General features: G+C 56.1%; 12 protein-coding genes. All 12 read right to left on the minus strand.

Going from position 1 to position 15,147, the window contains the following annotated elements:
• Positions 1-87 precede the first annotated feature (87 nt).
• Complete coding sequence (ftsZ, locus tag PUZ33_RS10980) at positions 88-1,239, minus strand: cell division protein FtsZ (RefSeq protein WP_008501978.1); 1,152 nt, start codon at positions 1,237-1,239, stop codon at positions 88-90.
• Between the two features lie 63 nt (positions 1,240-1,302).
• Complete coding sequence (gene ftsA, locus PUZ33_RS10985; protein ID WP_006173845.1) at positions 1,303-2,559, minus strand: cell division protein FtsA; 1,257 nt, start codon at positions 2,557-2,559, stop codon at positions 1,303-1,305.
• Positions 2,556-3,398, minus strand: a complete 843-nt coding sequence (gene ftsQ / locus PUZ33_RS10990) for a cell division protein FtsQ (RefSeq protein WP_013095577.1) — start codon at positions 3,396-3,398, stop codon at positions 2,556-2,558. The genes ftsA and ftsQ overlap by 4 nt, the downstream gene beginning before the upstream one ends.
• A 1-nt stretch (position 3,399) precedes the next feature.
• Positions 3,400-4,320: a D-alanine--D-alanine ligase gene (locus tag PUZ33_RS10995; RefSeq protein WP_058681537.1), complete on the minus strand. Its 921-nt coding sequence runs from the start codon at positions 4,318-4,320 to the stop codon at positions 3,400-3,402.
• Positions 4,313-5,788, minus strand: coding sequence for a UDP-N-acetylmuramate--L-alanine ligase (gene murC / locus PUZ33_RS11000; RefSeq protein ID WP_013095575.1), 1,476 nt, complete (start codon positions 5,786-5,788; stop codon positions 4,313-4,315). The genes PUZ33_RS10995 and murC overlap by 8 nt, the downstream gene beginning before the upstream one ends.
• Positions 5,789-5,846: 58 nt before the next feature.
• Positions 5,847-6,911 (minus strand): undecaprenyldiphospho-muramoylpentapeptide beta-N-acetylglucosaminyltransferase, encoded by a 1,065-nt coding sequence (murG, locus tag PUZ33_RS11005; RefSeq protein ID WP_058681536.1) that lies wholly within the window; start codon positions 6,909-6,911, stop codon positions 5,847-5,849.
• On the minus strand, positions 6,908-8,152 hold the full coding sequence (ftsW, locus tag PUZ33_RS11010) for a cell division protein FtsW (protein ID WP_013095573.1): 1,245 nt from the start codon (positions 8,150-8,152) through the stop codon (positions 6,908-6,910). The genes murG and ftsW overlap by 4 nt, the downstream gene beginning before the upstream one ends.
• Positions 8,152-9,468 carry a UDP-N-acetylmuramoyl-L-alanine--D-glutamate ligase gene (murD, locus tag PUZ33_RS11015; protein ID WP_058681535.1) on the minus strand — a complete coding sequence of 439 codons (1,317 nt, stop codon included), beginning with the start codon at positions 9,466-9,468 and terminating at the stop codon, positions 8,152-8,154. Before murD ends, ftsW begins: the two co-directional genes overlap by 1 nt.
• 2 nt (positions 9,469-9,470) lie before the next feature.
• Complete coding sequence (gene mraY / locus PUZ33_RS11020; protein ID WP_008501985.1) at positions 9,471-10,553, minus strand: phospho-N-acetylmuramoyl-pentapeptide-transferase; 1,083 nt, start codon at positions 10,551-10,553, stop codon at positions 9,471-9,473.
• Entirely contained in the window at positions 10,547-11,905 is a 1,359-nt protein-coding gene (murF, locus tag PUZ33_RS11025) for a UDP-N-acetylmuramoyl-tripeptide--D-alanyl-D-alanine ligase (RefSeq protein WP_058681534.1), read from the minus strand. The genes mraY and murF overlap by 7 nt, the downstream gene beginning before the upstream one ends.
• Positions 11,902-13,389, minus strand: a complete 1,488-nt coding sequence (gene murE / locus PUZ33_RS11030) for a UDP-N-acetylmuramoyl-L-alanyl-D-glutamate--2,6-diaminopimelate ligase (RefSeq protein WP_013095570.1) — start codon at positions 13,387-13,389, stop codon at positions 11,902-11,904. Before murE ends, murF begins: the two co-directional genes overlap by 4 nt.
• A complete protein-coding gene (locus tag PUZ33_RS11035) occupies positions 13,376-15,142 on the minus strand; it encodes a peptidoglycan glycosyltransferase FtsI (protein ID WP_023620014.1) in 1,767 nt (588 codons plus the stop codon). Before PUZ33_RS11035 ends, murE begins: the two co-directional genes overlap by 14 nt.
• Positions 15,143-15,147: the final 5 nt, after the last annotated feature.

Consider the following 15,147-nt stretch of genomic DNA (forward strand, 5'->3'; position numbering starts at 1 on the left):
AAATTAACTATCCAACCGAGAGTGTATATCACTAACGGTGGGCCAGTTTAGCACAAAGAGCGGAAATCCCCAAATTCCAGCCAATTCTTAGTCAGCTTGCTTACGCAGGAACGCCGGGATATCCAGATAATCTGGCTCTTTCGCCGTTTGCGGCGTTGGGTCATTAACCACTTTCGCGGCCGGTTTTTGCTCCTGAGTCAGAGGAGACATACCGTGCTGCTGGTAACGATCCATTACCGGTTGCTGAGTCTGCTTGTTCGTCACCAGAGTGATTTCAGGGCGCTTGTCCATACCGATACCGGTAGCAACAACCGTTACACGCAGCTCGTCGTTCATTTCCGGGTCAAGGGAGGTACCGATTACCACGGTCGCGTTGTCAGAGGCGAACGCACGGATGGTGTTACCCACGGTTTCGAACTCATCCAGACGCAGGTCAAAGCCAGCGGTGATGTTGACCAGCACGCCACGCGCACCCGACAGATCGATATCTTCCAGCAGCGGAGAAGAGATAGCCATTTCAGCCGCTTCTTCCGCACGGTCTTCACCGCTCGCCACGCCGGAGCCCATCATCGCGTAGCCCATTTCGGACATCACGGTGCGAACGTCAGCAAAGTCAACGTTCATCAGGCCAGGACGGGTAATCAGTTCAGCGATACCCTGAACCGCGCCTTTCAGCACGTCGTTTGCTGCGCCAAAGGCATCCAGCAGAGAGATACCGCGACCCAGCACTTTCAGCAGCTTGTCGTTCGGGATGGTGATCAGCGAGTCCACATGCTTGGACAGCTCGGTGATACCCTGCTCCGCGAAGGCCATACGTTTCTTGCCTTCAAAATTGAAAGGCTTGGTCACGACAGCAACGGTCAGGATACCTAAATCTTTAGCCACTTCAGCCACAACAGGTGCTGCGCCGGTACCTGTACCGCCACCCATTCCTGCTGCGATGAAGACCATGTCCGCACCTTCCAATGCAGCACGCAGCGCTTCACGATCTTCTTCAGCCGCATTGCGACCCACTTCCGGGTTAGCCCCTGCGCCCAGACCTTTGGTGATGCCACCACCAATCTGGATAGTCTGGCCAACTGCCGTCTTACGCAGTGCCTGTGCATCGGTGTTAACCGCAAAGAATTCAACACCTTCAATGCGCTCGCGCACCATATGCTCTACGGCGTTACCGCCGCCGCCACCGACGCCGATGACTTTAATCACCGCGTCGTTGGTCAGTTCCATAGGTTCAAACATAATTTCTCTCTCCGTTGTGCCTGTCGCCCGAGACCGTTAATTCTCTCCGGTCTCTTAAAAAAATTAAAACTCTTTTCGCAGCCAGTTGTTCAGTCGTTTGACCCACGACCCCACTGAGACGCGTTTTTCCACTTCTGCTTCACCACTGAGATGGGATTCTTTCCCGTAGTGGAGCAGGCCCACAGCCGTTGAATAGTAAGGCTCCTGGGCATAATCCGTTAAACCGGTAATATTCAGCGGTGCGCCAATACGCACCTGCGTATGGAACACACGCTGCGCACAGGCCGCAAGACCTTCAATTTGCGCTGCACCGCCGGTTAATACAATCCCCGCCGCAAGATGATGTTTTACGCCCTGCTGGCGAAGCTGTTCCTGTAATTGCAAAATCTCTTCGTTGACCAGGTTGAGCAGCTCGGTATAGCGCGGCTCAATCACCTCTGCCAACGTCTGGCGCTGCAGGCTACGCGGCGGACGGCCGCCCACGCTTGGCACTTCAACGCTCTCATCTTTGCCAACGATAGACCCCAGCGCACAACCGTGGCGCACTTTAATCGCTTCTGCATCGCTTGGCGGCGTACCAAACGCGTAGGCAATATCGCTGGTAACCACGTTCCCCGCGTAAGGGATCACTTTGGTGTGGCGCAGGGCACCGCCGGTATACACGGCCATATCCATTGTACCACCACCAATATCGACCACACAGACGCCCAGTTCACGTTCATCTTCGGTCAGCACGGAATAGCTTGCCGCCAGACCGGCGAAAATAAGTTGGTCAACTTTCAGGCCACAACGTTCAACGGCTTTTACGATGTTCTTCGCCATATCGTTATGACATGTGATCAGGTGCACTTTTGCCTGCATACGCACGCCAGACAGACCAACCGGGTTCTTGATCCCTTCCTGGTAGTCGATCGCATATTCCTGCGGGATCACGTGCAGCACGCGATGCTCATCGCGCACGCGCACGGACTTCGCCGTATGCACAACGTTTTCAACGTCTTCCTGCGTCACTTCTTCTTCAGAAATGGGCACCATGCCGATTTCGTTCTGGCAGCTGATATGCTTACCAGAGAGGGCCAGATAGACAGAGGAAATCTGGCAATCTGCCATTAATTCAGCCTGATCGATGGCTCGCTGCACGCATTTCACCACCGACTCAAGATCGTTTACCCCACCTTTATCCATACCACGGGACGGGCAACTGCCCACGCCAATGATATTGACCATACCGTCGGGCAGAACTTCCCCTACTAAAGCGGCAACCTTCGCGGTGCCAATCTCCAGTCCAACTACCAGTTTTCTGTCCGTCGCCTTGATCATTGTTGTTCTGCCTGTACCTGTGCCTGATTCTGTTGCTGATTAGGTTCCTCGACCGGAGCCGGTACCCAACCGACTGCTGCGCCTGAGTCATAGCGCAAATCAACGTAGCTTATCCGTTTGCCGTCAGTCTGTGCCTGCTGCTGTAAAACCGGGTAAAGTTCTACAAAACGCGCCAGACGCTTCATCGTGTCGCCGCGGCCAAGGTTGAGCTTAATGCCATTCGTTAAGGTGAGCTGCCACGAACGGCGCGCCGTCATCGCAGCTTCTTTTAACGTAAACCTGTCCTTCGCCAGCACTTGCCCCATCTCGCGAAAACCCTGTAATACTTCGTTTTCGCTGCCTTCAGGACCATACAACATCGGTAAATTTTGCTTGTTGACACGATCGGCCGGGACGCTGAAGGAATTTCCGTCTACGTCAACCATGTGCTGATCATTCCAACGCGCAATGGGCACATATTCAACCAGATGAATCTTCAATTCATCAGGCCATTGCTTTCTTACACTCGCCTGTTTTATCCAGGGCAGACGTTCAATCTGACTCTGGATAATGTTGACATCCTGCGTCATAAAGGTGCCAGGCGACCCCAGTGCCAGAATCGACTGGCGAATATCATCGTTACGCGTGTAGTGGCGTTCACCGGTGACCACCAGCTTCGACAGCGGCAACCGCTGCGCATCTTCCATCCAGCCCAGTACCATCCAGCCGCTGATAAACACGGTGCACAGCACCCCGAGCAGGAAAATAATCCCTGCAAGACGCGTTCCATTACTCCGGCGTGAAGAAGAATATTCTTCCTCGTCATCGCGGTTGCGCGTGTTCAATGCAGCCTGAGACATATCAGCCCGCCTGGTCCAGAATACGTACGACTAACTGCGAGAAGCTCATCCCCGCCTGACGCGCGGCCATCGGCACAAGGCTGTGGCTGGTCATGCCTGGAGAAGTATTCGCTTCCAGCAAATAAAATTGCCCATCGCTGTCGAGCATCACATCAATGCGTCCCCAGCCACTGCAACCCAGAACATGCCAGGCTTTAAGCACCAGGGACTGTAAATCCGCTTCACGTTCTGCTTCAAGACCTGCTGGGCAGAAATATTGCGTCTCGTCAGAGAGATACTTCGCCTCATAATCATAGAAGACGCCAGCAGGTTGGATGCGAATCGACGGTAAAATTTCTTCACCAAGCATCGCCACGGTAAATTCCGGTCCGCTGAGCCATTTTTCAATCAGAACTTCTTCATCGTGTTGAAATGCCAGCGCTAAAGCAGACGATAAATCGTCAGCTTTATCAACTTTGGACATCCCAACGCTCGACCCTTCACGGCTGGGCTTTACAATAACCGGTAAGCCCAGCTCAGCAATGCGTGCATTAACGCTATCCTGAAGGCCCATTTCAAATTCGCGGCGCGTCAACGCAACCCACGGCGCAACCGGCAAACCCGCTCCCTGCCACAGCAGCTTACTGCGCAGTTTATCCATTGAGATGGCGGAGGCCATCACGCCGCTGCCGGTGTAGGGCATACCGATGAGATCCAGCAACCCTTGCAGGGTACCGTCTTCACCGCCACGACCGTGCAAAGCAATAAAGACTTTATCGAAGCCCATGGCTTTCAGTTGCGTCACATCGACCTCTTTCGGATCGACCAGATGAGCATTAACGCCCCCTTCACGCAGGCCCGCCAGTACAGCAGCGCCTGAATTCAGGGAAACCTCGCGCTCAGCGGAGGTGCCGCCAGACAGGACAGCAATCTTATCAGCCATGATGCTCATCCTCCTGCGTTTGCGGCTTCAGTTTGATTTCAGCTAAGGTACGGGCGATTTTGCCGATATTTCCCGCACCCTGAATCAGAATCAAATCGTTACCTGTCAGTACCGGCGCCAGAATTTCGGCGACCTGAGCAGGATCAGAAACCAGAATAGGGTCTACTTTGCCGCGTCCGCGAATGGTTCGACACAGAGAACGGCTGTCCGCACCCGGGATCGGCGTTTCGCCCGCAGAATAAACATCCAGCATCAGCAATGTGTCCACCTGCGACAGCACGCTGGCGAAATCGTCGTACAGATCGCGCGTACGCGTAAAACGGTGCGGCTGGAAGATCATCACCAGGTTCTTCTCTGGCCAGCCCGCACGCGCCGCCTTGATGGTCGCGTCCACTTCGGTCGGATGGTGGCCATAGTCGTCCACCAGCATGGCTGTGCCCGGTTTGCCGTTCACGGCATCCAGCGGGAACTCACCCAGGAAGTCGAAACGACGCCCGGTTCCCTGGAAGCTTTCCAGCGCACGCAGGATCGCATCGTCATCAATGCCTTCTTCCGTCGCGACGGCCACCGCCGCGGCTGCGTTCAGGGCGTTATGACGTCCTGGAGCGTTCAGCGTCACGTGCAGGAGTTCTTTGTCCTGACGCGCCAGGGTGAAATGCCCCTGCGCACCAATCTGTTTGTACTCTTCCACGCGGACATCCGCGTCTTCGCTGAAGCCATAGGTGGTGATCTGACGACCAACCCGCGGCAGCAACTCGCGAATGACCGGATCGTCCACACACATTACCGCGCGTCCATAGAACGGCAGGTTGTGCAGGAAGTTGATAAAGGTCTGCTTTAAGTTCTCGAAGTCGCCCTGGTATGTATCCATGTGGTCAGCTTCGATGTTAGTGACAATCGCCACCATCGGCTGCAGATGCAGGAACGACGCATCGCTCTCATCCGCTTCCGCAATCAGATAACGGCTGTGGCCCAGACGCGCATGCACACCTGCTGCTTTTACCAGGCCGCCGTTGACGAACGTCGGGTCGAGACCCGCTTCGGCATAAATACTGGAAACCATCGCCGTGGTCGTGGTTTTACCGTGCGTCCCGGCAATCGCAATCCCGTGACGAAAACGCATCAGCTCTGCCAGCATTTCCGCGCGGCGGATCACCGGAATACGCGCTTCATGCGCGGCCACGATTTCCGGGTTATCAGAGGAGATGGCGCTGGATACCACCACCACACTCGCATCGCGCACGTTTTCCGGGCGATGGTTGAAATAGATAGTCGCCCCAAGCGACGCCAGTTGCTGCGTAACAGGGTTTGGCGCCAGGTCAGACCCGCTGATCTGATAGCCTTCGTTAGCTAACACTTCGGCAATACCGCCCATGCCAGCACCACCGATGCCAACAAAGTGAATGTGCCGGACGCGACGCATCTCGGGCACGATTGAACGCAGTTTTGCCAGTTGTTGTGTATTCATTCTCTAAACGCCATCGACTACTTAAAAAATTCGTGCCGCGCTTCACGCGCTGCGAGGGTTAAGCCTGGGCTGCCAGGCTCACTTCTTTTGCCACCCGTTCCGTTGCATCAGGAATGGCCGCCGCACGTGCGCGTTGCGCCATCTCCATTAATGTTTCCCGGTTCCAGCCCGCCAGGGTGGTGGCGACCGCATCGGCGGTAAATTGTGGCTGCTCGAATATTTTCGCGGCACCGGCTTTTTCAAGCGGCAGCGCATTCCAGTACTGCTGACGATCTTTGTGCTGGAACGGCACAAACAGAGCCGGTAAACCCGCGGCGGCAATTTCACTCACCGTTAATGCACCGGAGCGACAGACCACGACATCGGCCCAGGCGTACGCTGCCGCCATATCGTCGATAAATTCCGTCACTTTGTGCTGCCGCTGACCTTCTGCCGCATAAGCCTGCTCAACGGTCTGCTGAGCGCCTTTTCCGCTTTGATGCCAGATGGTCACGGCATCACCCAGCTTTGCGGCAACCTGCGGCATCGTCTGGTTCAGGATGCGTGCGCCCTGCGATCCGCCGACGACCAGCACGCGAACAGGGCCTTCACGGCCAGCCATGCGGGTATCCGGCAACGGCAGCGCCAGCACATCCACACGCACCGGGTTCCCGACGACGTCCGCTTTCGGGAACGCACCAGGAAATGCCTGCATCACTTTGGTGGCGATTTTCGCCAGCCACTTATTGGTCAGTCCGGCAATACCATTCTGCTCATGCAGTACAACGGGAATGCCCAACGACCACGCGGCAAGACCACCCGGACCGGAAACATAACCGCCCATGCCCAGCACCACATCCGGCTGAAAGCGCTTCATGATGCTGCGCGCCTGACGCCATGCGTTGAAAATGCGCACCGGCGCCAGAAGCTGGGCCTTAATGCCTTTGCCACGAAGGCCAGAAATACGAATAAAGTCGATCTCAATACCGTGCTTCGGTACCAGGTCGGCCTCCATGCGGTCTGCGGTTCCCAGCCAGCGTACCTGCCAACCCTGATCCATTAAATGGTGCGCAACCGCCAGCCCCGGGAACACATGTCCACCGGTACCGCCTGCCATCACCATTAACCGCTTCGGTTGATTCATCGTGAACCTCGTGTAAACGCCTGGGCTTTTTCCAGACGCGTTTCATAATCTATACGTAACAACATCATGATGGCCGTCGACATGATCAACAGACTGGAACCACCATAACTGATCAACGGCAATGTCAGGCCCTTGGTCGGCAGCATACCCGCTGCGGCCCCGACGTTAACCAATGCCTGGAAGCTAAACCAGATACCAATTGAACAGGCTAAGAAACCTGAGAAGCGGTGATCGATCTCCAGCGCTTTCCGCCCAATCGACATGGCGCGGAAAGCGACGAAGAATACCATTAATAGCGCTAATACCACACCGATATAACCCAGTTCTTCTGCAATAATGGAGAAGATGAAGTCAGTATGCGCTTCGGGTAAATACTCCAGTTTCTGAACCGAGTTGCCCAGGCCTTGTCCCCAGACTTCACCGCGGCCAAACGCCATGAGTGACTGCGTCAGCTGATAGCCACTGCCAAACGGATCTTCCCACGGGTTCCAGAACGAGGTCACACGGCGGATACGGTATGGTTCAGCAAGGATCAGCAGGACAACCGCTGAAATACCCATCCCGATAATGGCGATGAACTGCCACAGTTTCGCCCCCGCCAGGAACAGCATCGCCAGCGTCGTCACAAACAGTACCACCACGGTACCAAGGTCAGGCTGCGCCAGCAGTAAGACCGCCAGCACCAGAATCACGCCCATCGGTTTCAGGAAGCCGCGAAGGTTATTACGCACTTCATCTACTTTGCGCACCAGGTAGTTCGCCAGGTAGCAGAACAGGGACAGTTTGGTAAATTCTGCAGGCTGAATACGCAGCGGACCAAAGGCGATCCAGCGCGATGCCCCGTTTACGGAACTCCCCACCACCAGCACGATCAGCAGCATGATGATCGAGGCGATCAGCATCGCGGTACTGTGTCGCTGCCAGAACGCCATTGGCAGACGTAAGGTTATCAGCGCAAGACAGAACGCCAGGATGATGTACAGACCATCACGCTTGGCAAACAGGAAAGGATCGTTCGCCAGTCGCTGCCCGACGGGCATTGATGCTGACGTCACCATAATAAAGCCGACCGCCGCCAGCCCCAGGGTGAGCCAGAAGAGCGTGCGATCGTACATGATCAGGCTGTCGTTATCTTTCTGACGAGAGCCCATCACCCAGCCTTTCAGTGCCGCAAACAACCACACCAGGACACCAAATCCTGGGAAGCGCGGCATTTTCAGGCGAGGGAGAGATAAACGCATCAGCCTAACTCCTTCGCCAGGCGGGTAAAGAGATCACCACGCTGTTCGAAATTATTGAATTGATCAAGGCTGGCGCATGCCGGAGAGAGCAGCACCATATCGCCCGGCTTCACGCGAGGAGCAATCAGGCGCATTGCCTGTTCCATGGTTTCGGTCTGCTCGGCGATCTCAGGACGCAATTCCGCCAGTTCCCTGCCATCACGACCAAAGCAGTAGAGACGGATGTTATCGCCGGAGAGATACTGCTTCAGGGAGGTGAAATCGGCGGACTTACCGTCGCCACCCAGCAGCAGATGCAGAGTACCTTCCACCTGCAAACCATTCAGCGCGGCCTCTGTACTGCCTACGTTGGTGGCTTTGGAATCATTGATCCAGCGTACGCCGTTATGCTCCAGCGCCAGCTGGAAACGGTGCGCCAGACCGGTAAAGGTGGTTAGCGCCTGCAGGCTGGAGGAGCGTGGCAGACCGACGGCATCCGCCAGCGCCAGCGCCGCCAGCGCATTGGTGTAGTTATGCTGACCGGAAAGCTTCATCTCCTTCACGTTCAGCACTTTCTCACCTTTCACCCGCAGCCAGGTTTCACCTAGCTGACGGTTCAGATGATAATCACCCATGGTGATACCAAAGCTGATGCAGCGGTCATCGGCGCCGCGTACTGGCATGGTCAGGGCATCATCGGCGTTAACGACGCAGACTTTGGCATTTTCATATATACGCAGTTTGGCTGCGCGATACTGCTGTAGACCAAACGGATACCTGTCCATATGATCTTCGGTCACGTTCAGGATTGTGGCCGCGGCAGCATGCAGGCTGGAGGTGGTTTCCAGCTGGAAGCTGGAGAGTTCCAGCACGTACAGCTCGCAGCCTTTGTCCAGCAGCATCAGCGCGGGCAAACCAATGTTGCCGCCAACGCCGACATTTTTGCCCGCCGCTTTCGCCATCTCACCCACCAGGGTAGTGACGGTGCTTTTTCCGTTAGAGCCGGTAATGGCGATAACAGGCGCCTGCGCTTCGCGGCAGAACAGCTCGATATCACCGACAATCTCAACGCCCGCATCGGCTGCGGCGCTCAGTGAAGGGTGCGCCAGCGCCATACCGGGGCTGGCCACAATCAGATCGGCTGCCAGCAGCCAGTCATCATTCAGACCACCAAGGTGGCGTTCAACCTGTTCCGGCAGTTTGTCCAGACCCGGCGGAGAAACACGCGTATCCATCACCCGCGGCGTCACGCCGCGCGCAAGGAAAAAGTCCACGCAGGACAGGCCAGTAAGGCCCAACCCGATGATAACGACTTTTTTGCCCTGGTAATCTGCCATGATTAACGTACCTTCAGCGTTGCCAGGCCAATCAGCACCAGCATCAGCGAAATAATCCAGAAGCGCACGATGACGCGCGGCTCTGGCCAGCCTTTCAGTTCATAGTGATGGTGAATCGGTGCCATACGGAAGATGCGCTGGCCGCGCAGCTTAAAGGAACCGACCTGCAGGATCACCGACAGGGTCTCAACCACAAATACCCCGCCCATGATGACCAGCAGGAACTCCTGGCGCAGCAGCACGGCAATAATGCCCAGCGCGCCGCCCAGAGCCAGTGAACCGACGTCACCCATAAAGACCTGGGCCGGATAGGTGTTGAACCACAGGAAGCCCAGCCCCGCCCCGACAATGGCCGTACAGACGATCACCAGCTCGCCCGCGTGACGCAGATAAGGAATGTGCAAATAGTTGGCAAAGTTCATGTTGCCGGTCGCCCACGCCACCAGCGCGAAACCTGCGGCCACGAACACCGTCGGCATAATGGCCAGGCCATCCAGACCATCGGTCAGGTTCACCGCGTTACCGGTGCCCACAATCACGAAGTACGCCAGAAGAATGTAGAACAGCCCCAGTTGCGGCATGACGTCTTTAAAGAACGGCACCACCAGCTCGGTAGCGGGAGTGTCTTTTCCGGCCAGATACAGCGCGAAGGCCACGCCCAGCGCAATCACCGACATCCAGAAATATTTCCAGCGGGCGATCAGACCTTTCGTGTCTTTACGTACCACTTTGCGGTAATCATCAACAAACCCAATGATTCCGTAGCCCACCAGCACAGTCAGCACACACCAGACGTACGGGTTGGATGGATAGGCCCACAGCAGCACGGAAACCACGATCGCGGTCAGGATCATAATCCCGCCCATGGTTGGCGTACCGCGCTTGCTGAAGTGCGATTCCGGACCATCGTTACGCACAACCTGGCCGAAAGAGAGTTTTTGCAGACGGGCAATCATGCGCGGGCCCATCCACAACGAGATGAACAGCGCAGTCAGCAGGCTGACAATGGCGCGAAACGTCAGATAGGAAAAGACGTTAAAGCCTGAGTAATATTTGACCAAATGTTCGGCCAGCCAAACTAACATGTCCCGTTCTCCTGTAATGCGTGCACTACCTCTTCCATGGCGGCACTACGTGAACCTTTCACTAACACAGTCACAATTTGTTTTTCAGTAATCAACGTCTTCAGACGTTCAATCAGTGCGGCTTTATCGGCAAAATGTTCGCCAACACCGCTGGCATGGCTAATCGCCTGGCTCAGTTTTCCTGCGCTCAGTACGCAATCCAGCCCGGCCGCTTTCGCGGCTTCACCCACCTGGATATGACAGGCTTCGCTCTCATCGCCCAACTCGGCCATATCGCCAACCACCATCACGCGATAGCCTGGCATTTCGGACAACACCTGTACGGCTGCCGTCATCGAACCGACGTTCGCGTTGTAGGAGTCATCCAGCAGCAGTTTGTTTTCTGCAAGCTGGACTGGGAACAGACGTCCCGGTACGGCTTTTAAATTCGCAAGGCCAGTTTTGATCGCGTCATGTGTTGCGCCGACGGCCATCGACAGCGCCGCGGCAGCAAGCGCATTAGCGATGTTATGGCGACCCGGCAGCGGCAGCAGAACCTCAATGCCTCCCGTTGGGGTATTGAGCGTGAATTCCGTGCCATGCGAAGTCACATGGATCTGGGTCGCGGTAAAATCACTGTCTGCCGCATTAGGCGAGAAGCGCCATGTCTTACGTGAACCGATGATGCTCTGCCAGTTCAACCAGTCGTTATTATCGGCATTCATAATGGCAATACCGTTATCCGGCAGGCCGGTATAGATCTCACCTTTGGCTTTCGCCACGCCTTCAAGTGAACCGAAACCTTCCAGATGCGCGGCGGCCAGGTTGTTCACCAGCGCAGCCTCCGGACGCGTCAGGCTGACCGTCCAGGCAATTTCACCCTGGTGGTTTGCCCCTAATTCAATCACCGCAAAGTCATGCTCTTTGGTGAGGCGAAGCAATGTCATCGGCACGCCGATGTCATTATTTAGATTGCCTGCGGTGTAAAGCGTGTTACCGCACTGACTGAGGATCGCCGCCGTCATCTCTTTTACTGATGTTTTGCCCGAAGACCCCGTCAGAGCAACAACGCGAGCTGGCACCTGCTGACGAACCCATGCTGCCAGCTCACCGAAGGCAAGGCGCGTATCCTTCACCACAATCTGCGGTAAATCGATATCGAGTTTGCGGTTCACCAGCAGCGCACCCGCACCATTCTCTTTCGCCTGTTCAGCAAAATCGTGGGCGTCAAAACGTTCGCCCTTCAGCGCCACAAACAGGCACCCGGCGGTCACTTTACGGGTATCTGTCGTCACGGCGTCGATGGTCAGATCCTGACCATGTAACGTACCCTGCAGGAGGGTTGCCGCCTTGCCGAGCGTTAAGCTGATCATGCCACCACTCCCAACAGACGCGCTGCCGTTACACGGTCCGAATAGTCCAGACGACGATTGCCAACAATCTGATAATCTTCATGGCCTTTACCCGCCAGGAGCACGACGTCGTTCTCCTGCGCCTGCATGATGGCGTTGGTCACGGCTTCCGCACGGCCTTCCACCACGCGGGCACGTCCTGCGTCCAGCATACCGGCCAGGATATCGTTGATAATGGCGCGCGGCTCTTCAGTACGCGGGTTGTCATCGGTCACAACCGGAATATCCGCGAACTGTTCGGCGATGGCACCCATCAACGGACGCTTGCCCTTGTCACGATCGCCCCCACAGCCAAACACACACCAGAGCTTACCGGCGCAGTGCAGACGTGCCGCTTCAAGCGCTTTTTCCAGCGCATCCGGCGTGTGGGCATAATCGACAACAACGGTCGGTTTACCTGGTGCACTAAACACTTCCATACGGCCACAGACGGGCTGCAGACGCTCTGCGGTGTTGAGCAGTTCGGCCATCGGATAGCCCAACGCCAGCAGCGTTGCCAGCGCCAGCAGGAGGTTGCTGACGTTAAACGCCCCCATCAGGCGGCTTTCAATTTCGCCTTCACCCCAGGAAGAAGCAAAGCGAATCGTCGCGCCACTGTCGTGATAATTAACCTCAACCGCCTTCAGCCAGCGGCCATGGCAGTTCGGATTGATATGGTCTTCCATCGACACCGCAACCGCATCCGGCAGCTTCGCAAGCCAGCGGCGCCCCACTTCGTCATCAGCGTTGATAATGGCCTGTCCATAGTGATGCGTGGAGAAGAGCAGCCATTTCGCGGCCTCGTAATGCTCCATATCACCATGGTAATCAAGATGATCGCGACTCAGGTTCGTGAACACGGAGGCGGCAAATTTCAACGCCGCCACACGATGCTGTACCAGACCATGAGAGGAGACTTCCATCGCGGCAAAGGTCGCACCCTGCCCTGCCAGACCGGCAATCACATGTTGTACGTCAACCGCGGAGCCGGTGGTGTTTTCCGTCGGGCTCACTTTACCCAGCAGCCCATTCCCCACGGTGCCCATTACGGCGCCGGTTTCTCCCAGCAGCTGCGCCCATTGCGCCATCAATTGGGTGGTCGTCGTTTTTCCGTTAGTACCCGTCACGCCCACCAGACGCAGCTGGTCTGAAGGCTCGTTATAAAAACGTCCCGCCAGTGCGGAGAGTCGCTCATTCAACTGGCTAAGGTAGATAACCGGCACACCGTGCATTTCACGGATTTCACCGTCGGTTGCCTCATCTTTAGCCTCAGCAATAATGGCAGCTACACCTTGCGCAATCGCCTGCGGGATATATCGACGCCCGTCCGCCTGATGACCAACTACAGCCACAAAAAGATCGCCGGAAGCAGCCACACGGCTGTCCAGTACCATCTCCCGTAGCGCTCGCTCAGGTGCGTTTGGCACCCACGGAGCGAGAAGGTCGCGCAAATTACGATCTGCCACCTGTACCCTCGCCTTGATTAATTACAAATTCACTTTTTTCGCCCGTTGCCAGCGCGTCCGGTTCAACGTTCATGGTGCGTAATACGCCGCCCATGATGGCGCCGAACACAGGCGCTGAAACGGCGCCGCCGTAGTATTTACCCGCCTGTGGATCGTTAATGACGACCACCAGCGCAAAACGCGGATTGCTTGCAGGCGCAACGCCTGCGGTATAGGCAATGTATTTGTTGATGTAGCGGCCATCTGGCCCCACTTTTTTCGCCGTACCGGTTTTAATGGCGATGCGATAGCCTTTGATCGCCGCCTTCACGCCGCCACCGCCAGGTAGCGCCACGCTTTCCATCATATGCACAACGGTACGAACGATAGATTCCGGGAAGATACGCTCGCCCGGAACCGGTGGATCAACTTTGGTAATCGACAGTGGGCGATAGACGCCATAGCTGCCAATCGTTGCGTAGACTCGCGCTAACTGTAACGGGGTTACCATTAGCCCGTAGCCGAAAGAGAAGGTGGCCCTCTCTATGTCAGACCACCGTTGTTTTTGAGGATATAAGCCACTGCGTTCTCCGACCAACCCCAAATTGGTCGCCTTTCCTAGCCCAAAACGTGAGTAAGTCTCTACTAACGCTGAGGACGGCATCGCTAACGCCAGCTTTGAAACACCGACGTTACTCGACTTCTGTAATACCCCGGTCAGGGTCAATTCGCTGTAGCGCGCCACGTCTTTAATCTCGTGGCCGTTGATTCGGTAAGGGATCGTGTTCAGAACCGTGTTCTCATTGACGATGCCGCGTTGCAGCGCCGTCATCACCACCATCGGCTTCACCGTGGAGCCAGGTTCGAACACGTCGGTAATAGCCCGGTTGCGCATCGCATCTTTGGCAGTACCGGTAAAGTTGTTCGGGTTGTAGGACGGGCTGTTGGCCATCGCCAGCACTTCACCAGTGCTGACATCCACCAGCACGGCGCTGCCCGACTCCGCCTTGTTAAAGGCCACGGCATTGTTCAGTTCGCGATACACCAGCGCCTGCAGGCGTTCATCAATGCTCAACGCCAGGTTATGCGCGGCCTGGCTGTCTGTGGAAGAGATATCTTCAATCACGCGACCATAGCGGTCTTTACGCACGATTCGCTCACCCGGCTGGCCGGTAAGCCACTTATCGAAACTTTTTTCAACCCCTTCAATCCCCTGGCTGTCGACGTTGGTAAAACCAATGAGGTGAGCGGTTACTTCGCCGGAAGGATAGTAACGGCGAGACTCTTCGCGAAGATGGATACCCGGGAGCTTCAGTTTTCTGATGTAATCGGCCATGTCAGGGTTAACCTGACGCGCCAGATAGATAAAGCGCCCTTTCGGGTTGGCGTTAACGCGGGAGGCAAGCTGATCCAGCGGCATTTTCAGGGCGTCAGACAGCGCTTTCCAGCGGTTGTCGAGCGTGATACCACCGGCATCGTGCAGCTCTTTCGGATCGGCCCAGATCGCCTTCACCGGTACGCTCACCGCCAGCGGACGACCGGAACGATCGGTGATCATCCCGCGAGATGTGGAGACTTCCTGTACGCGCAGAGAGCGCATATCGCCCTGGCGCACCAGCATGTCAGGCGCGATGATTTGTAGCCACGCCACACGTCCCAGCAGGAAGCCCAGCGCGAGTAAAATGCAGCCGCAAAGCAACGCAAAACGCCAACTGATAAAGTTGGCCTGTTCTTCCTGACGTTTTGGTTTTAGCGTTTTTGCCGCTGCTCTCATGCGTC

The organism is Enterobacter cloacae complex sp. 2022EL-00981, from assembly GCF_028737495.1.
In the GTDB taxonomy this organism is placed as follows: Bacteria; Pseudomonadota; Gammaproteobacteria; order Enterobacterales; family Enterobacteriaceae; genus Enterobacter; species Enterobacter cloacae.